At 74.3% G+C, this 19,294-nt stretch carries 18 protein-coding genes; 6 read left to right on the top strand and 12 right to left on the bottom strand.

The features are described from left to right. The first annotated feature begins 40 nt into the window (after positions 1-40). The 3 genes from PO879_RS06890 to PO879_RS06880 are packed head-to-tail and all read left to right on the top strand — an operon-like array spanning position 41 to position 1,720. A complete protein-coding gene (locus PO879_RS06890; RefSeq protein ID WP_278237176.1) occupies positions 41-397 on the top strand; it encodes a DUF1844 domain-containing protein in 357 nt (118 codons plus the stop codon). Between the two features lies 1 nt (position 398). Then, positions 399-995 carry a hypothetical protein gene (locus PO879_RS06885; RefSeq protein ID WP_278237175.1) on the top strand — a complete coding sequence of 199 codons (597 nt, stop codon included), beginning with the start codon at positions 399-401 and terminating at the stop codon, positions 993-995. Next, positions 992-1,720, top strand: coding sequence for a serine protease (locus PO879_RS06880; protein WP_278237174.1), 729 nt, complete (start codon positions 992-994; stop codon positions 1,718-1,720). Before PO879_RS06885 ends, PO879_RS06880 begins: the two co-directional genes overlap by 4 nt. A gap of 16 nt (positions 1,721-1,736) precedes the next feature. On the opposite strand, the gene PO879_RS06875 is transcribed toward PO879_RS06880, so the two are convergent. The 7 genes from PO879_RS06875 to PO879_RS06845 are packed head-to-tail and all read right to left on the bottom strand — an operon-like array spanning position 1,737 to position 6,718. Further along, positions 1,737-2,474, bottom strand: coding sequence for an SseB family protein (locus PO879_RS06875; RefSeq protein ID WP_278237173.1), 738 nt, complete (start codon positions 2,472-2,474; stop codon positions 1,737-1,739). Next, positions 2,471-3,202, bottom strand: a complete 732-nt coding sequence (priA, locus tag PO879_RS06870) for a bifunctional 1-(5-phosphoribosyl)-5-((5-phosphoribosylamino)methylideneamino)imidazole-4-carboxamide isomerase/phosphoribosylanthranilate isomerase PriA (protein WP_278237172.1) — start codon at positions 3,200-3,202, stop codon at positions 2,471-2,473. Before priA ends, PO879_RS06875 begins: the two co-directional genes overlap by 4 nt. 34 nt (positions 3,203-3,236) lie before the next feature. After that, on the bottom strand, positions 3,237-3,983 hold the full coding sequence (hisH, locus tag PO879_RS06865; protein ID WP_278237171.1) for an imidazole glycerol phosphate synthase subunit HisH: 747 nt from the start codon (positions 3,981-3,983) through the stop codon (positions 3,237-3,239). After that, positions 3,983-4,519 carry a hypothetical protein gene (locus PO879_RS06860; protein WP_278237170.1) on the bottom strand — a complete coding sequence of 179 codons (537 nt, stop codon included), beginning with the start codon at positions 4,517-4,519 and terminating at the stop codon, positions 3,983-3,985. The genes hisH and PO879_RS06860 overlap by 1 nt, the downstream gene beginning before the upstream one ends. Beyond that, entirely contained in the window at positions 4,520-5,122 is a 603-nt protein-coding gene (gene hisB / locus PO879_RS06855; RefSeq protein ID WP_278237169.1) for an imidazoleglycerol-phosphate dehydratase HisB, read from the bottom strand. It abuts the gene before it with no gap. Continuing rightward, positions 5,119-6,252: a histidinol-phosphate transaminase gene (locus PO879_RS06850; RefSeq protein ID WP_278237168.1), complete on the bottom strand. Its 1,134-nt coding sequence runs from the start codon at positions 6,250-6,252 to the stop codon at positions 5,119-5,121. Before PO879_RS06850 ends, hisB begins: the two co-directional genes overlap by 4 nt. A 19-nt stretch (positions 6,253-6,271) precedes the next feature. Further along, a complete protein-coding gene (locus tag PO879_RS06845) occupies positions 6,272-6,718 on the bottom strand; it encodes a Rieske (2Fe-2S) protein (protein ID WP_278237167.1) in 447 nt (148 codons plus the stop codon). Between the two features lie 56 nt (positions 6,719-6,774). Between PO879_RS06845 and PO879_RS06840 the strand changes: the two genes are divergently transcribed. Further along, on the top strand, positions 6,775-7,185 hold the full coding sequence (locus PO879_RS06840) for a hypothetical protein (RefSeq protein WP_278237166.1): 411 nt from the start codon (positions 6,775-6,777) through the stop codon (positions 7,183-7,185). A gap of 277 nt (positions 7,186-7,462) precedes the next feature. Further along, positions 7,463-9,697, top strand: coding sequence for a RecQ family ATP-dependent DNA helicase (locus PO879_RS06835; protein WP_278237475.1), 2,235 nt, complete (start codon positions 7,463-7,465; stop codon positions 9,695-9,697). A gap of 13 nt (positions 9,698-9,710) precedes the next feature. On the opposite strand, the gene PO879_RS06830 is transcribed toward PO879_RS06835, so the two are convergent. Both PO879_RS06830 and hisD read right to left on the bottom strand, forming a co-directional pair. Next, positions 9,711-13,010 carry a DEAD/DEAH box helicase gene (locus tag PO879_RS06830; protein WP_278237165.1) on the bottom strand — a complete coding sequence of 1,100 codons (3,300 nt, stop codon included), beginning with the start codon at positions 13,008-13,010 and terminating at the stop codon, positions 9,711-9,713. 122 nt (positions 13,011-13,132) lie between these two features. After that, positions 13,133-14,455, bottom strand: a complete 1,323-nt coding sequence (gene hisD, locus PO879_RS06825) for a histidinol dehydrogenase (protein ID WP_278237164.1) — start codon at positions 14,453-14,455, stop codon at positions 13,133-13,135. A gap of 58 nt (positions 14,456-14,513) precedes the next feature. Between hisD and PO879_RS06820 the strand changes: the two genes are divergently transcribed. Next, a complete protein-coding gene (locus PO879_RS06820) occupies positions 14,514-14,741 on the top strand; it encodes an RNA-binding S4 domain-containing protein (protein WP_278237163.1) in 228 nt (75 codons plus the stop codon). A 68-nt stretch (positions 14,742-14,809) separates the two neighbouring features. Here PO879_RS06820 and PO879_RS06815 read toward each other — a convergent pair whose 3' ends face one another. Genes PO879_RS06815 through dnaE form a run of 3 tightly spaced genes read right to left on the bottom strand, consistent with a single transcriptional unit; the run spans position 14,810 to position 19,281 of the window. Next, positions 14,810-15,217 (bottom strand): TIGR03618 family F420-dependent PPOX class oxidoreductase, encoded by a 408-nt coding sequence (locus tag PO879_RS06815; RefSeq protein WP_278237162.1) that lies wholly within the window; start codon positions 15,215-15,217, stop codon positions 14,810-14,812. Positions 15,218-15,226: 9 nt separating this feature from the next. Further along, entirely contained in the window at positions 15,227-15,715 is a 489-nt protein-coding gene (locus PO879_RS06810; RefSeq protein ID WP_278237161.1) for an NUDIX domain-containing protein, read from the bottom strand. Beyond that, positions 15,712-19,281 (bottom strand): DNA polymerase III subunit alpha, encoded by a 3,570-nt coding sequence (dnaE, locus tag PO879_RS06805; protein WP_278237160.1) that lies wholly within the window; start codon positions 19,279-19,281, stop codon positions 15,712-15,714. Before dnaE ends, PO879_RS06810 begins: the two co-directional genes overlap by 4 nt. Positions 19,282-19,294: the final 13 nt, after the last annotated feature.

The raw sequence follows: 19,294 nt of genomic DNA, 5'->3' as shown, positions 1-19,294 counted from the left end.
CTCGGTCGTCCGGGCGCCGGGAGGTGCCAAGATGGACCCCATGAACGCCAGCACCGACCCCCTCGACGCGACCGGGGCCACGCGCGACATCGCCGACGTGGCCGCCGTCGAGGTCATCACCACCTCCGCGGTCCACCTCATGAGCGCCGCGGCGGTCAAGTGCGGCCTCGCCGCCGAGGACGACGCCCCCGAGCACCTCGACCTCGACGAGGCCCGCAAGCTCATCACCGCCCTGGCCGCGCTCGTCACGGCCAGCGCCCCCGACATCGGGAACCAGCACGCCCGCTCGCTGCGCGACGGCCTGCGCTCCCTGCAGCTCGCCTTCCGCGAGGCCTCCGTCGTCCCGGACGCCCCCGGCGAGGGGCCCGGGGAGGCCTTCACGGGCTCCGTCGTCTGACATGACCTCCCCCACGCCGTCCTGGGAGGCCGCGGGGCCGGTGCACCGGCCCGAGGACCCCGCACCGGGACGTCGCGCGCCCCGCCGTCCCGGCCGCGGGGCGCGCGTCACCGCCGTGGTCCTCGGGATCGCCCTCATCGTGACCCTCGCGACCGCGGGCTACCTGTGGCAGACCACGACGGCCTGGGAGGACCACGCCGCCGAGTGGGAGTCCGAGGCCCAGCGGTACGCCGACGAGGTCGCGGCGCTGCAGGTCGAGCTCGACGGCGTCACGGCCGAGCTCGTCGCGGCCCGCGAGCAGCTCGACACGGCCACGGAGCGGATCACCGAGCTGGCCGACGAGAAGGCCCAGCTCGGCGACGAGAACGTCGCCAGCCAGCAGTACCTCGACTACCAGCGCCGGGTCAGCGAGGCCGCGGGGGTCGTGGCCACGGCGCTCGAGCAGTGCACCCAGGCCCAGTTCCAGCTCATCGGCTACCTGGAGAACCGGGAGGCCTACGACCCGGCCGACCTCGACCGGTTCGGCGACGACGTGCAGGCGCTGTGCAACGAGGCCGGCGAGGCCAACGAGCAGCTGCAGCAGGAGCTGGCCCAGTGAGGGCGCCGGTGCGGGGCGCCCTGGCGGCGGCGGGCGTCGCCGTCGTCGCGGCGTGCGGCACGCTGCCGGACATGCCCCCGTCGGTGCCGGCCGACATCGTCCCGAGCGTGGCGGCACCGTCGCTCGACGCGGCCGAGTCCGGACGGCTCTCCCCCGACGGCTTCGACGCCGTGCAGCGCATGGCGGTGCGGATCCGCAACGTGGGCTGCGAGGGGCTGTCCACCGGGTCCGGGTTCGCCCTCGACGCCACGACGCTGATCACCAACCGGCACGTCGTGGCGGACTCGGAGTCGTTGCAGGTCAACACCTACGACGGCCGCGACATCGACGTCTCGGCGGCGAGCACCGCGACGCTCGCCGACCTCGCCGTGGTCCGCACCGAGGACGAGCTGCCGTCCTCCCCCGAGCTCGCCGAGGCGGACCCCGAGCCGGGTGCCCGGGTGAGCGTCGTCGGCTACCCGTCGGGCGGCAGGCTGACCGTGACCGCGGGCGAGGTGATCGGCACCACGACCGACCCGCTCAACGAGAACCTCGGCGAGGTGCTCGTCACCGACGCCCCCGTCGAGCCCGGGTCCTCCGGCTCCGCGGCCCTGGACGAGTCCGGCCGGGTCATCGGCGTGGTGTACGCCAAGACGACCGACGGACGCTCCCTGGTGGTGCCGCAGTCGACGCTGCGCGAGATGCTCGACGACACCAGCGCGTTCACGCCGCTACCGGCCTGCTGAGGCCGACGCCGCGGCCTCAGCGGGCGGCGGCGATCCGCAGCTCGAGGGAGTCCACCCGCTCGGCGACGACCTTGGCCGCGGCGAGACGGGCGTTGACCTGGCCCAGCACGGTGTCGAGACCGGCCCGGTCCAGGCCCGGGTTCAGCTCCAGCCGGACGGCCACCTCCGCCGACCGACCCGGGACCGCCGTCGCGCGGACGACGTGCTGCACCGGGGCGGCCGCGTCGGCGATGGCCCGGGACACCTCCGCGTCCACCTCGAGGCCGTCGTCGGTCGGGACCAGCGCGGGACGCCACTCGACGCCCTGGGCGAGCGCCCAGACCGCCGGTCGCGGGATCTGGACGGTGACCGGACCCGACGGGTCCAGCACCAGCAGGGACCACTTCTCGTTCACCGCCGACAGCGCGGCGCGCACCGCCTCGGCCGGGACCGGTCGGGCGTCGGGGCGCCAGGCCTGCATCGCCGCCACGGAGGAGAAGACCGGCAGGGCCCGGCGGCCGTCGGGCGACTCGAGCGCCACGACGCCGGCCGAGGCCTCCTTGTCCACCGTGAGCTCCTCGCCGTCGTGCTGCACGGTGGCCTCGGACTCGACCTCCGCCAGCACCGGGACGAGCACGCGGGTCTCGGCCAGCCGGGCCACGACGTCGCGCAGCGGGACCGTGCCGGCGCGCCAGCCGTCGAGCCGGCGGACCAGCTCGACGTCCGCGGAGCCGTCGTCGCCGGAGAACTGGCTCGTGGGCTGGATCGACCTCATGGCCGGCCCGCCACGTCGAGCGCCTGCGGCAGCGTGAAGGCACCGGCGTACAGCGCCTTGCCGACGACGGCGCCCTCGACGCCGTCACCGGTCAGGGTGCGCAGCGCGGCGAGGTCGTCGAGGGAGGAGATGCCGCCCGAGGCGACCACCTTGGCCGGGGTGCGCGAGGCGACCTCGCGCAGCAGGTCGACGTTCGGACCGCGCAGCGTGCCGTCCTTGGTGACGTCGGTGACGACGTAGCGTGCGCAGCCGGCCGCGTCGAGGCGCTCGAGGACCTCCCACAGGTCACCGCCCTCGCGGGTCCAGCCCCGCGCGGCCAGCGTCGTGCCGCGCACGTCGAGGCCGACGGCCACGGCGTCACCGTGCTCGGCGATCACCCGCGCGGTCCACTCGGGGTCCTCCAGCGCGGCGGTGCCGATGTTGACGCGCCGCGCACCGGTCGCGAGCGCCCGCTCGAGCGAGGCGTCGTCCCGGATGCCGCCGGACAGCTCGACCTGGACGTCGACCTCCCCCACGACGCGGGCCAGCAGGTCGGCGTTCGAGCCCCGCCCGAAGGCGGCGTCGAGGTCGACGAGGTGGATCCACTCGGCGCCGCCGGTCTGCCAGTCGAGCGCGGCGGACAGCGGGTCGCCGTACGAGGTCTCGGAGCCGGCCTCGCCCTGGACGAGGCGGACGGCCTGGCCGTCGGCGACGTCGACGGCGGGCAGCAGCACGAGGCGTTCGGTCATGCGGGGGTTCTCCAGTCGTGGTGGGAGAGGGCGGTCAGAGCGAGCGCACCCAGTTCTCGAGCAGGGTCGCGCCGGCGTCGCCGGACTTCTCGGGGTGGAACTGCGTGGCGGACAGGGGGCCGTCCTCGACGGCGGCGACGAACCGCGCCGCCGACCCGGCCGGGCCGTGGGAGGACCAGGTGACGCGCGGCGGGGTGAAGCGCGGGTCGGCGCCGTCGTCGTGGCCCTGGGTGAAGGACTGCGCCGCGTAGGAGTGGACGAAGTAGAAGCGCTCGTCCTCCACCCCGCGGAACAGGGTCGAGCCCGCGGCGGCCTCCACCCGCGACCACCCCATGTGGGGCACCACCGGGGCGTCCAGGCGGTCGACGACGCCGCGCCACTCCCCCAGCCCCTCGGCCCGCACGCCGTGCTCGACCCCGGCGTCGAACATGACCTGCATGCCGACGCAGATGCCCAGCACCGGGCGTCCGCCGGCGAGCCGCCGGTCCACCACCTGGTCGCCGCGCACCTCGCGCAGTCCGGCCATGCACGCGGCGAAGGCGCCGACACCCGGGACGACGAGCCCGTCGGCCTCGCCGGCCGCGTGCCGGTCGGCCGTCAGCTCGACGTCCGCGCCGACGCGCTCCAGGGCGCGCACCGCGGAGCGCACGTTGCCGAACCCGTAGTCGAGCACGACGACGCTCGGGCGGTGGGTGCTGCGGGCGGCGGGGGCCGGGCGCGCGTTCAGCTCGGCCGCCGCCCCGTCGTCGGGCAGCAGCCCGGAGCTCTCGGAGGACTCCATCACTTCTTCTTCCGGACCTTGCGGGACACGGCGGAGAGCATGCGGACGGCCTTGAGCCGGCCGATGCCGTCGGAGGAGACCACGCCGGGCAGCTCGTCGAGGCTCAGGTGGCCGGTGAGCAGGTCCTCCAGCGCCTCCGGTGCACCGCCGAGCACGAGACCGGGCGGCAGCTCGCCGTCGTCGGCGCCGTCGGCGTACCGGTGGCAGGTCAGCTGCTCGCCGTCGCGCGTCACCAGCACGAGCGGCACGCCCTTGACGACCTGCGAGATGCGGGCCGCCGCCGTGCGCGGCGCGTCGCCGGTGCGGTCGCGCAGGACGGCCAGGGACCCCACGGGGGTGGGCACCGCGTCGACCTCGATCTGCGCCAGCACGCAGGCCGCCGCCAGCGCCTCGGCGTCGGCGACCTGGGTGATGAGCACCGCGATCTCGGGCTCGTCGGAGCCGGTCAGGCCGGACAGGTCGTCCGGGATCTCCAGGTCGTCCGGCAGCTCGGGCTCGGACCGGCCGGGCTGGTCGGGTTCGGGGTAGTCGGGCACCTACAGCGCTCCCTTGGTCGACGGGATGCCCTCGACCCGCGGGTCGAGGGCGACGGCGGCCCGCAGCGCGCGGGCCAGGGCCTTGAACTGGGCCTCGACGACGTGGTGCGGGTCCCGGCCGGCCAGGACGCGCACGTGGAGGCAGATGTCGGCGTGGTGGGCGATCGACTCGAGCACGTGCCGGGTCAGCGAACCCGTGAAGTGACCGCCGATGAGGTGGTACTCCTGCCCCGCCGGCTCGCCGGAGTGCACCAGGTAGGGGCGCCCGGAGACGTCGACCACGGCCTGGGCGAGCGCCTCGTCCAGCGGGACCAGGGCGTCGCCGAACCGGGCGATGCCCCTCTTGTCGCCCAGCGCCTGCTTGAGCGCCTCGCCCAGCACGATCGCGGTGTCCTCGACCGTGTGGTGCGCGTCGATCTCGGTGTCGCCGGTGGCCCGCACGGTCAGGTCGATCAGCGAGTGCTTGCCCAGCGCGGTGAGCATGTGGTCGTAGAAAGGCACCGTGGTGGAGATGTCGGTGCGCCCGGTCCCGTCGAGGTCCAGCTCGACGACGACGGTGGACTCGCTCGTGGCGCGCTCGATGCGCGCGGTGCGGCCTGTCATCCCTGCTCCTGTTCGGCGATCACGTCGGTCAGCGCGTCCTGGAACGCCTGGGTCTCCTCGCGGGTGCCGACCGAGACGCGCAACCAGCCGTCCGGGCCGGTCTCACGGATCAGCACGCCACGGTCCAGCAGGCCCTGCCAGACGGCGTGCCGGTCGGCGAAGGTCCCGAAGAGCACGAAGTTGGCGTCGCTCTCGGCCACCTGCACCGGACCCGCGGCGCTGCGCTGCCGACGCAACCATGCCACGAGGGCGTCACGCTCCGCACGCAGGTCCGCGACCTGAGCCAGCAGGGCGTCGCGGTGGGCGAGCGCGGCCCGCGCGGTCGCCTGGGAGACGGCCGACAGGTGGTACGGCAGCCGCACCACGCGCAGGGCGTCGACGAGCGCCGTCGACGCCGCGAGGTAGCCGAGCCGCAGGCCTGCCGCGGCGAACGCCTTGGACATCGTGCGGGTCACCGCCAGGTGCGGGTACGCCTCCAGCAGCTCCAGGGCCGACGGCGTGCCCGCGCGCCGGAACTCGGCGTACGCCTCGTCGACCACGACGACGGCGGGGACCCGTGCCGCGGCGTCCAGGACCGCCTCGAGGGTCTCGCGCGGCAGCGCGGTCCCCGTCGGGTTGTTGGGGCTGGCCAGCAGGATCACCGACGGCTGCTCGGCCTCGACCAGCGCGGCCGCGGCGTCCGGGTCGATGGTGAAGTCCTCGGCCCGGCGGCCCGTGACCCAGCGGGTGTGGGTGTCCCGGGCGTACTCCGGGTACATGGAGTAGGTCGGGGCGAAGGACAGCGCCGTGCGCCCGGGGCCGCCGAACGCCTGCAGCAGGTGCAGCATGACCTCGTTCGACCCGTTCGCCGCCCAGATCTGCTCCGGCGCCACGCGCACGCCCGACTCCACGGCCAGGTAGTCGGCGAGGTCCTGGCGCAGCGCGGGGAAGTCGCGGTCCGGGTAGCGGTTGAGCGATCGCGCGGCGTCGGCGACGCCGGCGGCGATGCTCGCCACGACCTGCTCCGAGGGCGGGTACGGGTTCTCGTTGACGTTCAGCAGCACGGGCACCTCGAGCTGCGGGGCGCCGTAGGGCACCTCGTCGGCGAGCTCGGGGCGCAGCGGCAGGACCGGTGCATCGGGGGTGGACACCGCACCAGTCTACGAACTGTCAGGCGACCACGACGTCGCCCCCGGACACCTCGACGGAGATCTCGCCCAGCGGCTCGGGCGCGGGCCCCGACTGCACGGCGGCGTCGGTGAGCGAGAACACCGAGCGGTGGCAGGGGCACTCGAGCACGCCGTCGCCCGGCGTGACGGTGCAGCCCTGGTGGGTGCACACGGCGCTGAAGACGTGCACCTCACCCTCCGCCGGCTGCGTGACCAGGACCGGGACGCCCCCGACCTCGGCGCTCACCGCGCCGCCGACCGGCACGTCGGCCAGCGCCACGATCGCCTCCCCCGCACCGGTCGAGGCGACGTCGTCCACGGACTCCGCCGGGTCCGTGCCCTCGCTGCAGGCCACGAGGACACCGCCGACGGCCGCGGTGCCGGCGACGGCGCCCGCGCCGCGCAGCAGCTGGCGGCGCGAGCAGCAGGACGGGGTGGACGAGGTCATGGCGACTCCTGGGGTCGGGGTGACGAACCTCACGGTCCGGTGGCAGCATGACCATCATGGACGCACCCACCGGACCGGGGCCAGCGACGCGCGGCACGCCGAGCGTCGCCTGGGTGTGGCGTTCCCTCGCGGCCGTGAGCGTGGCCGTCTCCGCCGTGGTGCACCTGGTGCTGTGGAGCGACGGGTACCGGGACCTGGACGTCGTCGGCCCGCTGTTCCTGCTCAACGCCGTCGGAGGCTTCGCGCTCGCCGTGCTGCTCGTCGTCTGGCGGCACTGGCTCCCCTTGGTGGGCGGCATCGCGTTCGGCGCGCTCACGCTGCTGGCGTTCGTGGCCTCGGGCACCGTGGGCTTCTTCGACGTGTCCGGTCCGCTGATGTTCGGCCGCAACGAGACGATCGCGGCCGTCGCCGAGGTGCTGGCGGTGGTCGCCTCGACCGTGGCGCTGCTGCGCGAGCCGTCCCGCTGACCGCTGTGGACGGGCGCCTCGCGGTGTCGCCGTCGCCCCCTACGATCGCAGGGTGACCTCCTCCGACGACCCGTACGCCGGCCTCGAGCCGGTCTGGACCGACGCCGACGTGCCGCCGGACGACGACGTCCCGCCGCCCGAGGACGAGCTCGACCCTCCCGCGGACGCGCACCTGGCGCGCCCGGCCGCCGTCCCGGCACCCGCGGCGGCCGCGGCCGGGGCACCGGGAACCGGCGCGGGTGACCGGGCCGAGGCCGCCCGGCGCGCGAAGCTCGCGATGCTGCGGGGCCTGATGGACACCGCCGGCAGCGGCGACGGATCGAGCACGCTGCGCGAGGAGGCCGCCACGGCCCTGCGCGCGCTGGTCGGGCGCGACGACGCCGAGCTGCGCGAGGACCAGTGGAGCGCCATCGAGGCGCTCGTCGCCTTCCACCGCCGGGCGCTGGTCGTCCAGCGCACCGGCTGGGGCAAGTCGGCGGTCTACTTCGTCGCCACCCGGCTGCTGCGCGCCCGCGGCGCCGGGCCGACCGTCATCGTCTCGCCGCTGCTGGCGCTCATGCGTGACCAGATCGCCGCCGCCGAGCGGGCAGGCATCCACGCGGTGACGATCAACTCCTCGAACGTCACCGAGTGGGACGCGATCCACGCCCAGATCGCCGCGGGCGAGGTGGACGTGCTGCTGTGCTCCCCCGAGCGGCTCAACAACCCGGCGTTCCGCGACGAGGTGCTGCCGCGCCTGGCTGCGGACGCCGGCCTGGTGGTCGTCGACGAGGCGCACTGCATCTCCGACTGGGGGCACGACTTCCGGCCCGACTACCGGCGTATCCGCACGCTCCTGGCCGACCTGCCGCCGGGCATCCCGGTACTGGCGACCACCGCGACCGCCAACGAGCGCGTCACGCGCGACGTGGCCGAGCAGATGGCCGTCCACGGCGAGGGGGTCACCGCCGTCGACGGCGCCCTGGCGACCAGCGACGACGTCCTCGTGCTCCGCGGTGGCCTGGACCGGGAGTCGCTGCACCTGGCGGTCCTGGAGCTCGGGGACCAGCCGACCCGCGTGGCCTGGCTCGTCGAGGCGCTGCAGGAGATCGACGGGTCCGGGATCGTGTACTGCCTGACGGTCTCGGCCGCGGAGGAGGTCGCCGCCCAGCTCCGGGCCGCGGGTCTGGCCGTGGCGGCGTACACGGGGCGCACCGACCCGACGCAGCGCGCCCAGCTCGAGGAGGACCTCAAGGCCAACGAGGTCAAGGCGCTGGTGGCGACGTCGGCGCTCGGCATGGGCTTCGACAAGCCGGACCTGGCCTTCGTCGTGCACGTCGGCGCCCCGTCGTCGCCGATCGCCTACTACCAGCAGGTCGGCCGCGCCGGTCGCGGTGTCGACGACGCCGTCGTGGTGCTGCTGCCCGGCCACGAGGACAAGGCCATCTGGGACTGGTTCGGCGCGCAGGCCTTCCCCGCCGAGGCGCAGGTCCGCGCGACGCTGTCCGCCCTGAGCGACGCCGGCGCGGCGATGTCGACCGCCGCGCTGGAGACCCACGTCGACCTCAAGCGGTCGCGGCTGGAGACGATGCTCAAGGTGCTCGACGTCGACGGGGCCGTGCGCCGCGTCCAGGGCGGCTGGGTCGCCACCGGCGTCGAGTGGGTCTACGACGCCGGTCGCTACGCCCGCGTGGCCGAGACCCGCCGCACGGAGCAGCAGGCGATGCTCGACTTCATCGCCACGCCGGGCTGCCGCATGCGGTTCCTGCGCGAGCAGCTCGACGACCCGGAGCTGCCGGACGGCTGGACGTGCGGACGCTGCGACCGCTGCGGCGGGGTGACGCTGCCCCCGCCGCCCTCGGCCGACACCGTCGCCGAGGCACGGTCCGAGATGGACCGGCCCGGGGTCGCGGTCGAGCCCCGCAAGATGTGGCCGTCGGGCCTGGCCACGCTGGGGCTGGACCTGAAGGGCAAGATCGGCGACGCCGAACGCGCCGAGCCCGGACGGGCCGTGGCGCGCTTCGACGGACTGGGCTGGTCGAACCCGGTGCGCGAGCTGTTCGCCCCCACCACCGCCGACGGCGAGACCCCGGTCCCGCTGCGCGGCGCGGCGGCACGCGTGCTGGACGACTGGGACGCGTTGCGCGCCGAGGCCGCGGAGGAGGGGGCGGACCGGCCGCTGCTCGTCGAGGGCGTCGTCGCCGTGCGGTCGGTGACCCGACCGCAGCTGACCTACCACCTGGCCCACGGCCTGGCCGCGTATCTCGGCGTGCCGCTCATCGGCGCCGTCGGCCCCGCCCCGGGGGCCGAGGAGCCCGGCCGGCACGACGTCAACTCGGCCATGCGCCTGGCGGGGGTGGCCCGCCGCCTCCGGCTCGAGCTGAACGAGGCGGCCCTGGCGGGCCTGCCGGGGCGCCGTGTGCTCCTCGTCGACGACTGGACCGAGTCCGGGTGGACCCTGACGGTCGCCGCACGGCTGCTGCGCCAGGCGGGCGCGGAGGCGGTGCACCCGTTCGTGCTCGGCGTGCGCTGAGCGACCGGCCCGCCTACTCCCCCAGCAGACCGCGCACGTCGTCGGCGTCGAGACCGCCGGCGAACCGGCCCGTCGCGTCGTCGACGACGGCGTCGAAGAGTGCCGCCTTGCGGGCCGCCAGGGCCATGACCTTCTCCTCGACGGTGTCGGCGGCGACCAGCCGGGTGACCTGCACCGGTCGCGTCTGGCCGATCCGGTGCGTGCGGTCGATCGCCTGCGCCTCCACCGCCGGGTTCCACCACGGGTCCAGCAGGTAGACGTGGTCGGCCTCGGTGAGGTTGAGCCCGAACCCGCCGGCCTTGAGGCTGATGAGGAACACGGGGGTCGCCCCGTCCGTGAAGCCGGCGATCGCCCCGGCCCGGTCGCGGGTGGCGCCGTCGAGGAACGCCGTCGGCAGTCCCGCCTCCTCGCAGCGCGCCTCGACCCGGCGCAGGAACGAGGGGAACTGGGAGAAGACCAGGGCCCGGTGCCCCTCGGCGGCCATCTCGACGAGCTGGTCGACCACGAGGTCGAGCTTGGCCGACGTGACCCCGGTGTAGGCGTCGTCGACGAGGGCGGCGTCCAGGGCCAGCCGCCGCAGCGTCGTCAGCGAACGGAAGATCGCCGCCTTGTTGGCCTCGAAGTCGGTGAGCAGGCCGAGGAGGCGCTGCCGCTCGCGCTGCAGGTGGGTGTCGTAGACCTTGCGGTGGTCGGCCGTGAGCGGCACCCGCAGCACCTGCTCGGTCCGCGCCGGCAGCTCCGGGGCGACCTGCTCCTTGGTGCGCCGCAGCATGAGGGTGCGCAGCCGCCGCTGCAGCCGTGACAGCGCACGGTTCCCGGCGGCGACGACCTGCGGGTCGTCGTCGCGGCCCGCCGCCTCGACCGGACGGACCACCTCGGCCCGGAACCGGTGCGAGGACGGGTACAGCCCCGGGGCGACGACGGCGAGCATCGCCCAGAGCTCGGTGAGGTTGTTCTCCAGCGGGGTGCCCGTGACGGCCAGCTTGAAGGGCGCGCGCAGGCGCCGTGCCGTCTGGTGGGCGCGGGTGCGGGGGTTCTTGGCGAACTGGGCCTCGTCGAGGACGAGACCCGCCCACGGCAGGTCCTGGAAGGCGGCGAAGTCCAGCCGGAACACGGCGTAGGAGACCACGACGACGTCGGCGCCGGCGCAGAGCTCGCCCAGCGGCCGGCCGCGCTTCGCCGTCGTGGTGGGCACCGTGACGACCCGCAGGTCGGGAGTGAACCGGCTCGCCTCGTCGACCCAGTTGCCGACGACGGAGGCGGGAGCGACCACGACGACGGGCCGCAGCGGCGCGTCCTCGGTCGCGGCCCGGGCGCGGGCGCCCGCGACGAACGCGAGCACCTCGAGGGTCTTGCCCAGCCCCATGTCGTCGGCGAGGATCCCGCCCAGGCCGTGGCGGTGCAGGAAGGTCAGCCACTCGTACGCCTGGTGCTGGTAGGGACGCAGCTCGGACCGCAGCCCCGGCGGTGGCGGGACCGGGGCGACGGTCCGCTCCCCGGCCGCGAGGGCGCGTAGGTCGGCGACCGTGCGCCGCCACTCCTGCGAGACGTCGACGGTGTCGGCCAGGTCCTCCAGGTCGCCCCAGAGCTCGGCGTCGTACCGGCTGACGCGCAGGGTGCGCGAGCCGTCGTCGAGGGCGGAGGCCTCGTCGATGAGGTGGCGCAGGCGCCGCAACGAGGTGTGGTTCAGGCGCAGCCACGAGCCGTCGGTGAGCAGCAGCCGCTGCTGGCCGCGGGCCAGGGCGGTGAACAGCCGGGTGAAGGGGATCTCCCGACCGGCGACCGTGACCGAGATGCCGAGGTCGAGCCAGTCGGCGTCGCCGGACGGTGCCCCGTCGACCACGACGCGGGGCGGGGCGTCCAGGTGCCGGTAGTCGGGCAGGTCGGGCGCCTCGACGACGACGCCGGCGCCGGCGAGGGCGGGCAGCACCTCGCCGGCGAGGTCGAGGGCCTCCAGACCGGTGAAGGACTGCCGGTCGACGGGGTCGAAGCGCTCGAAGCCGGGCAGCGCCCGTACGGCCGCGACCGCCTTGGAGCGCAGCTCGTCCTCCGCCGCGGGGTCACGGGCCGGGTCGTGGGCGGACCCCTCCCAGGGCACCTCCCGCGCCTCGCCCGGCGACGGCCGGGGGTACCGCCACGACCACCGCAGCAGCGCCCGCTGCGGGGACGCGAACTCGGCGCGCGCCACCGGCACCGGGCGCGCGGGCTCGGGCAGCCGGACGCTGCCGTCCGACACGACCGGCACGGCACGGCGCAGCCCGGGCAGGTGCTCCGCGAGGAGCTCGTCGACGTCGGCGGCCGGCACGTCGACGGGACCGCCGGCCACGAGCCGCCGCGCGCCGTCGGACAGCCGGCGGGAGCTGGGTCCCAGGCGCAGCACGGTGCCCCCGCGCCGTGCCTCGACCGTGAACAGGCCGGTCGTGCCGACGGCGCCCTGCCGGTCGGGAGCCTCGACGTCCGTGTCGTCCATGCGCACCACGGGATCGAGCCGGACACCGTCCTGGGTCTGCGCGGCCACGAGGCGCACCGAGGCCGACCCGGCGAGCAGCACCTCGTCGCGGCTCCCCTGACCCACGAACGGGATCTGGAGCGCGGCCGCCTCGGCGAGGAGGGGCCAGAGCCCACGCCCCGCCGTGGCCAGCGGTCGCCACACCTCGCGGACCCGGGAGGACCCGTCGCTCGTCGCGGCGCCGAGGTCGGCGAACCAGCGCCGCACCGCCGGGGCGGGGGTGGCGCGGACGTCGGCGAACGCGTACAGCCCGCGGGCCAGGGCGTCCCAGCTCGCCTCCGGGGCGGTCCGCCACCCGCCGTGGCGCGCCGGTACGACGGGTCGGACCGAGAGCTCGGGCGGCTCGTCGCCGAAGGCGCCGTCCACCCGGAAGCGCAGGCCGACGGGCAGGACCGTCCCGTCGCCCGCGCCGGACCCCGGGTCGGGGGCCGTGACGGCGGCGAGACGGCCGCGCCACCCGGACGGCGCCGGCGGCCCGTCCGGGCCGTCGACGCCGTCCCGGCCCACGTGCAGCAGCGCGGCGGCGACGTGCTTGCAGTCCGCACCGACCGGACAGCTGCACGTCGAGGAACCGAACGCGTACCGGCCGTCGGCGTCGAGGCCGAAGCGCACCCGGCACCCGTACGGCCGGGTCTCGCTGCCCGCGACCCGGGCGGACAGGACACGCTCGTCCTCGTCCCAGCTCCAGGCGACGACCATGCCGCCCCGCTCGTACCCCTGCGCCCGCCGGAACGTCGCCGTCCCGACGAGGGCGCCGATCTCCAGCGGATCGAGGCGTGGCGGGGCGGCGGGCATGGCGTCCATGCTGTCACGCTTTCCCGACAGCAGCGGTCGGGGCAGGCACGTGCTTGGCACACTATTCTTCAGCGTACGACGTCGCGCCCGAACCCGGCCCGGCGCCCGGACGGGCACCGGGCCGGCAGCGCTCAGAACCGCCCGCGGACCGCCTCGCCGTGCGCGGGCAGGTCCTCGTCGTCGGCGACCGCGACGATCCGGTCGGCCACCTCCGCGAGGGCCTCGCGGCTGTACTCGACGACCTGGACGGACTTGAGGAAGGCGTGCACGCCCAGCCCGCTGGCGAAGTGCGCCGTGCCGCCCGTGGGCAGCACGTGGTTCGACCCGGCCAGGTAGTCCCCCAGCGACACCGGGGCGAAGGGCCCGACGAAGATCGCGCCGGCGGACCGCACCCGCTCGGCCCGTGCGGCGGCGTCGACCGTCTGGATCTCCAGGTGCTCGGCGCCGTAGGCGTCCACCACCGCGAGACCCTGCTCGAGGTCGTCGACGAGCACCACGGCGGACTGCGGTCCCGACAGCGCGGTGGTCACCCGCTCGGTGTGCTTCGTGGCCTCGGTGAGGTCGACCAGCTTGGACTCCACCGCCCCGGCCAGCTCCGGCGACGGGGTGACCAGCACCGCGGCGGCCATCGGGTCGTGCTCGGCCTGGCTGATCAGGTCGAGCGCGACGTGACCGGCGTCGGCGGTGTCGTCCGCCAGCACGGCGATCTCCGTCGGCCCGGCCTCGGCGTCGATGCCCACGACGCCGCGCACGAGGCGCTTCGCCGCGGCGACGTAGACGTTGCCGGGGCCGGTGACGACGTCCACCGGCTCGCACAGCTGCTCGCCGTCGACCGGGTCGGAGCCGACCGCGCCGTAGGCGAACATCGCGACCGCCTGGGCGCCGCCGACGGCGTAGACCTCGTCCACGCCGAGCAGCTCGCAGGCGGCCAGGATCGTCGGGTGCGGCAGCCCGCCGGCGTCCCGCTGCGGCGGGGAGGCGACGGCGAGACCGGGCACGCCCGCCTCCTGGGCGGCGACGACGTTCATGATCACCGACGAGGGGTAGACCGCGAGCCCGCCCGGCGCGTACAGGCCGACGCGCTGGACCGGGACCCAGCGCTGGCGCACCTCCGCGCCGTCGGCCAGCACCGTGGTGTGCTCGCGCGGGACCTGGTCGGCGTGCACCGCCCGCACCCGGCGCACGGACTCCTCCAGCCCGGCCCGGATCGCCGGGTCCAGCTCGGCCAGCGCGGTGCGCAGCGCCTCGGCCGGGACCCGCAGATGCTCCGGGCGCACCCCGTCGAAACGCTCGGCCAGGTCGCGCAGCGCGGCAGCACCGCGGGACCGGACGTCGGCGAGGACCGGGGCGACGGCGTCGGTCGCCTGCTCCACGCCGACCTCGGGGCGCGGGAGCACCCCGATCAGGTCACGGCGGGACAGGGAACGACCCCGAAGATCGATGCGTCGAATCACCCCACCAGTCTAGGTCCGGCGGGACGCAGCACGTCCTGGCGTCCCGGACAATGGGCGCATGGACACCCCGATCGAGGTCCCGATCCGTGACGACGTCATCCGGCTGGGACAGTTCCTCAAGCTGGCCGGCCTGGCCGAGTCGGGCACGCACGCCCGCGACCTGGTCGCGGACGGCGACGTGAGCGTCGACGGCGAGGTGGAGACGCGCCGCGGCCGTCAGCTCGCCCGGGGGACGCGGGTCACCGTGGCCGGCCCGGAGGGGGACGAGACCGTCGTCGTGGCCTGACCCTCGACCTCGACCTGAGGGTCAGACCCGACCTCGACCCGGACCTGAGGGTCGAGGTCGGAACGGCGTCAGGACGCCATGTAGGCGGAGGACATGGTCCGGTCGACGTGCAGGTGCAGCACGATCCGGTCCGGGTCGTACTGGACCTGGCGGTACCGCTGGGCGTAGCGGCGGACGGCCTCGGCCACCGCGTCCGGGTCCTCGACGGCTTCCAGCGTGCCCTCCAGCGTCAGCCAGCGGCCGCCGTCGACCTGGCACAGCGCGGCCCGCGGCGGCTCGCCGTCCGGGCCGGGGCGCCGGGCGTTCCGCGCCTTGACCGATCCGCGTCGCGCCGTGATGCGAGCGATGCCGAGGTCGGGGTCCCACGTGAAGGCGACCGGCACGACGTGCGGGGTCCCGTTCGCGCGCAGGGTCGTCAGGGTGGCCAGGTGCCGCTCGGTGACGAACACGAGCTGTTCGGGGTTGAGTCGCTTCACCCGCACACCCTACGGGCCGAACCCGAAGGTCATCACGGCCGGCAGGACGCCGTCGTGCAGGCCGCGCAGCACGGGCAGCTCGTGCGGGACGACCGGCTCGGGCAGCGCGACCAGGGGGAACCAGCGCAGGTCCGCCGTCCGGGCCGGCTCGCGGACCTGCAGCTCGCCGGTCCAGCGGTCGGCCGCGAAGAAGAAGTCGACGCGCTGCTCGAGCGCGGGGCCGCCGGGGACGCCCCGGTGCTGCGCCGTCAGCGGTACCACGTCCGACGGCGCGACGGTGACGCCGAGCTCCTCGGCCGCCTCGCGCACCGCCGCGGCCACCGCGGACTCCCCCGGCTCGACGTGCCCGGCCGCGCCGGCCGCCCAGTACCCGTCCATGAACCCCGTGCCCCGGCGCAGCTGCAGGAGCACCTGGCCTTCCCGGCGCAGCAGCAGGTACGCCGCCGGGACCACCCGGAACCGGTGGTCGGCGCTGCCGTCGTCCCCGGTGCCGGTCACGACAGGCAGCTCGGGCCGAGGAGCGCCTTGAGGTCGCCGAACAGGGCGGGCGACCTCTCGACCCGCAGCCCGTCGCCGGCCTGCACCAGGGTCTTCTTGCCCGGCTCGGCGACGGCGACGTGCACGGCCGAGGACCCCGGGTGGGTCGACAGCACCTCGCGCAGGCGCAGCATCACCGGTTCGACGCACCGGGTGTGCGGCACGGTGACGTGCACCGGGGCGTCCGCCACCGCCGAGGTGTCGGGCAGGGAGACCTCCTGCGCCTGCAGCTGCATCTGGTCGTCCCGGCGCCGCACGCGGCCACGGATCGTGACGACCTGGTCCTCGGCCAGCACCGTGGAGTAGGCCAGGTACGTCTCGCCGAAGAACATCACCTCGACGCCGCCCTCGAGGTCCTCGATCGTCACCGCGGCCCACGGGTTGCCGTTCTTGCTGATCTTGCGCTGCACCGACGTCAGCAGGCCGGCGACGGTGACCGAGGACCCGTCGGCCCGGGTCTCGTCGGCCATGAGCAGCGCGATCGAGGTGTCGGCGGCGCGGGCCAGGACGTGCTCCAGCCCGGACAGCGGGTGGTCCGAGACGTACAGGCCGAGCATCTCCCGCTCGAAGGACAACCGCTGCTTCTTGTCCCAGTCGGGCAGGTCCGGCACGTCGACGGCGAACGACACGGCGTCGTCCGCGGCGCCGTCCGCACCGAAGTCGGCGAAAAGGTCGAACTGCCCCTCCGCCTCCTTGCGCTTGACCGAGATCACCGAGTCCACGGCCTGCTCGTGCACGACGAGCAGGGCCCGCCGCGGGTGGCCCAGGGAGTCGAAGGCTCCGGCCTTGATCAGCGACTCGATGGTGCGCTTGTTGCACACCACGGCGGGCACCTTGTCCAGGAAGTCGGTGAACGAGGTGAAGGCCCCGTGCTCCTCGCGGGCCGCGACGATGGCGTCCACCACGTTGGCGCCGACGTTGCGCACCGCCGTCAGGCCGAAGCGGATGTCCTCGCCGACGGCGGTGAACTTGGCCGCGGAGTCGTTGACGTCCGGCGGCAGCACCGTGATGCGCATGCGACGGCACTCGTTGAGGTAGAGCGCCATCTTGTCCTTGTCGTCCCGCACCGACTGCAGGAGACCCGCCATGTACTCGGTCGGGTAGTTCGCCTTGAGGAAGGCGGTCCAGTAGGCGACCAGGCCGTAGCCGGCCGAGTGCGCCTTGTTGAAGGCGTACCCGGCGAAGGGCACCAGCACGTCCCACACCGCCTGGATCGCGGCGTCCGAGTAGCCGCGCTCCTTGCAGCCGGCCTCGAAGTTCACGAACTCCTTGGCGAGCACCTCGGGCTTCTTCTTGCCCATGGCGCGGCGCAGCAGGTCGGCCTGGCCCAGCGAGTACCCGGCGAGCACCTGCGCGGCACGCTGGACCTGCTCCTGGTAGACGATGAGGCCGTAGGTCTCGTCGAGCACCTCCGACAACGGCTCCGCGAGCTCGGGGTGGATCGGCTCGATCTTCTGCATGCCGTTCTTGCGCAGCGCGTAGTTGACGTGCGAGTTCATGCCCATCGGACCGGGTCGGTACAGGGCGATGACGGCGGAGAGGTCGTCGAACTTGTCGGGCCGCATCTGGCGCAGCAGCGAGCGCATGGGCCCGCCGTCGAGCTGGAACACGCCGAGGGTCTCGCCGCGGGCGAGCAGGTCGTAGGACGCCTTGTCGTCCAGCGCCACCGTCTCGATCTGCACGGGGTCCTTGCCGTTGGCCTCGATGATCTCCAGGGCGTCCTCGAGGATCGTGAGGTTGCGCAGCCCGAGGAAGTCCATCTTGATCAGGCCGAGGCCCTCGCAGGTCGGGTAGTCGAACTGCGTGATGACCGCGCCGTCCTGCGGGCGCCGCATGATGGGGATGACGTCGATCAGCGGGTCGCTGGACATGATGACGCCGGCCGCGTGCACGCCCCACTGCCGCTTCAGCCCCTCGATGCCGCGCGCGGTCTCGACGACGCGCTGGGCCTCGGGGTCCGTGTCGTGCAGCTGGCGGAACTCGCCGGCCTCGGAGTACCGGTCGTGGTCCGGGTCGAAGATGCCGGACAGCGGGATGTCCTTGCCCATGACGGGCGGCGGCATCGCCTTGGTGAGCTTCTCCCCCATCGCGAACGGGAACCCGAGCACCCGCGAGGCGTCCTTGAGCGCCTGCTTGGCCTTGATGGACCCGTAGGTGGCGATCATGGCCACGCGGTCGTCGCCGTACTTGTCGGAGACGTAGCGGATGACCTCGGAGCGCCGGCGCTCGTCGAAGTCCACGTCGACGTCGGGCATGCTCACGCGCTCGGGGTTGAGGAAGCGCTCGAAGATCAGGCCGTGCTCGATCGGGTCGAGCTCCGTGATGCCCATGACGTAGGCGACCATCGACCCGGCGGCCGAGCCACGGCCCGGGCCGACGCGGATGCCCTGCTCCTTGGCCCAGTTGATGAAGTCGGCCACCACGAGGAAGTACCCGGGGAAGCCCATCTGGACGATGACCTCGGTCTCGTACTTCGCCTGGGCGCGCACGGCGTCCGGGATCCCCTGCGGGTACCGGGCGTGCATGCCCTTCTCGACCTCCTTGACGAACCAGGAGACCTCGTCCTCGCCGGCCGGGACCGGGAAGTTGGGCATGTAGTTCGCCCCGGTGTCGAAGGAGACCTCGCACCGTTCGGCGATGAGCAGGGTGTTGTCGATCGCCTCGGGCATCTCGGCGAAGAGCCGGCGCATCTCGGCGCCGGACTTGACGTAGAAGTTGTCGCCGCTGAACGCGAACCGGCTGCCGCCCTGGTCGTAGGTGGGCTCGTCCAGGGTCGAGCCCGAGTTGACCGCCAGCAGCACCTCGTGGGCGTGGGAGTCCTCGCGCTTGGTGTAGTGCAGGTCGTTGGTGGCCACCAGCGGGGCACCGATGTGCTTCGCGAGCTCGAGGAGCTGTTTCGAGGTCCGGGACTCGATCTCGATCCCGTGGTCCATCAGCTCCACGAAGTAGTTCTCGTGGCCGAAGATGTCCTGGTACTCGCCGGCGGCCCGGACCGCCTCGTCCCACTGGCCGAGCCGCAGCCGGGTCTGGATCTCCCCCGAGGGGCAGCCCGTGGTGGCCATCAGCCCGTCGGAGTACGTCTCCAGCAGCTCGCGGTCCATGCGGGGCCACTTGCCCATCTGGCCGTCCAGCGAGGCCAGCGAGGACGCCCGGAAGAGGTTGTGCATCCCGGTGTTGTTCCGCGACCACAGGGTCATGTGGGTGTAGGCACCGCCGGCGGAGACGTCGTCGCGCTTCTGGTGCTGCTCGCCCCACTGGACCTTCGTGCGGTCGTGACGGCTGGTGCCCGGCGTGACGTACGCCTCGACGCCGATGATCGGCTTGACGTCGTACTTCCGGGCCGTGCTCCAGAAGTCGAAGGCGCCGAACAGGTAGCCGTGGTCCGTGATCGCGACGGCCTTCTGGCCGAGCCGCGCCACCTCGGAGAAGAGGTCGTCCATCCGCGCGGCGCCGTCGAGCATGGAGTACTCGGTGTGCACGTGCAGATGGACGAAGTCGTCGGTCTTCGAGGTGGCGGCGTCCGGCATGCCCCGAGTCTAG

The organism is Isoptericola sp. AK164, from assembly GCF_029643425.1.
Lineage (GTDB): Bacteria > Actinomycetota > Actinomycetes > Actinomycetales > Cellulomonadaceae > Isoptericola > Isoptericola haloaureus.
The sequence above is the reverse complement of the archived record's forward strand: the minus strand, read 5'-3'. Positions and strand labels throughout refer to the sequence as shown.

What these genes read in the sequence shown, in the direction of transcription:
- PO879_RS06890 (WP_278237176.1), top strand. Translation starts at nt 41, where the DNA reads ATGAACGCCAGCACCGACCCCCTCGACGCGACCGGGGCCACGCGCGAC.
- PO879_RS06885 (WP_278237175.1), top strand. Translation starts at nt 399, where the DNA reads ATGACCTCCCCCACGCCGTCCTGGGAGGCCGCGGGGCCGGTGCACCGG.
- PO879_RS06875 (WP_278237173.1), bottom strand. Translation starts at nt 2,474, where the DNA reads ATGAGGTCGATCCAGCCCACGAGCCAGTTCTCCGGCGACGACGGCTCC.
- priA (WP_278237172.1), bottom strand. Translation starts at nt 3,202, where the DNA reads ATGACCGAACGCCTCGTGCTGCTGCCCGCCGTCGACGTCGCCGACGGC.
- hisH (WP_278237171.1), bottom strand. Translation starts at nt 3,983, where the DNA reads ATGGAGTCCTCCGAGAGCTCCGGGCTGCTGCCCGACGACGGGGCGGCG.
- hisB (WP_278237169.1), bottom strand. Translation starts at nt 5,122, where the DNA reads ATGACAGGCCGCACCGCGCGCATCGAGCGCGCCACGAGCGAGTCCACC.
- PO879_RS06845 (WP_278237167.1), bottom strand. Translation starts at nt 6,718, where the DNA reads ATGACCTCGTCCACCCCGTCCTGCTGCTCGCGCCGCCAGCTGCTGCGC.
- PO879_RS06840 (WP_278237166.1), top strand. Translation starts at nt 6,775, where the DNA reads ATGGACGCACCCACCGGACCGGGGCCAGCGACGCGCGGCACGCCGAGC.
- PO879_RS06835 (WP_278237475.1), top strand. Translation starts at nt 7,463, where the DNA reads ATGCTGCGGGGCCTGATGGACACCGCCGGCAGCGGCGACGGATCGAGC.
- PO879_RS06830 (WP_278237165.1), bottom strand. Translation starts at nt 13,010, where the DNA reads ATGGACGCCATGCCCGCCGCCCCGCCACGCCTCGATCCGCTGGAGATC.
- PO879_RS06820 (WP_278237163.1), top strand. Translation starts at nt 14,514, where the DNA reads ATGGACACCCCGATCGAGGTCCCGATCCGTGACGACGTCATCCGGCTG.
- dnaE (WP_278237160.1), bottom strand. Translation starts at nt 19,281, where the DNA reads ATGCCGGACGCCGCCACCTCGAAGACCGACGACTTCGTCCATCTGCAC.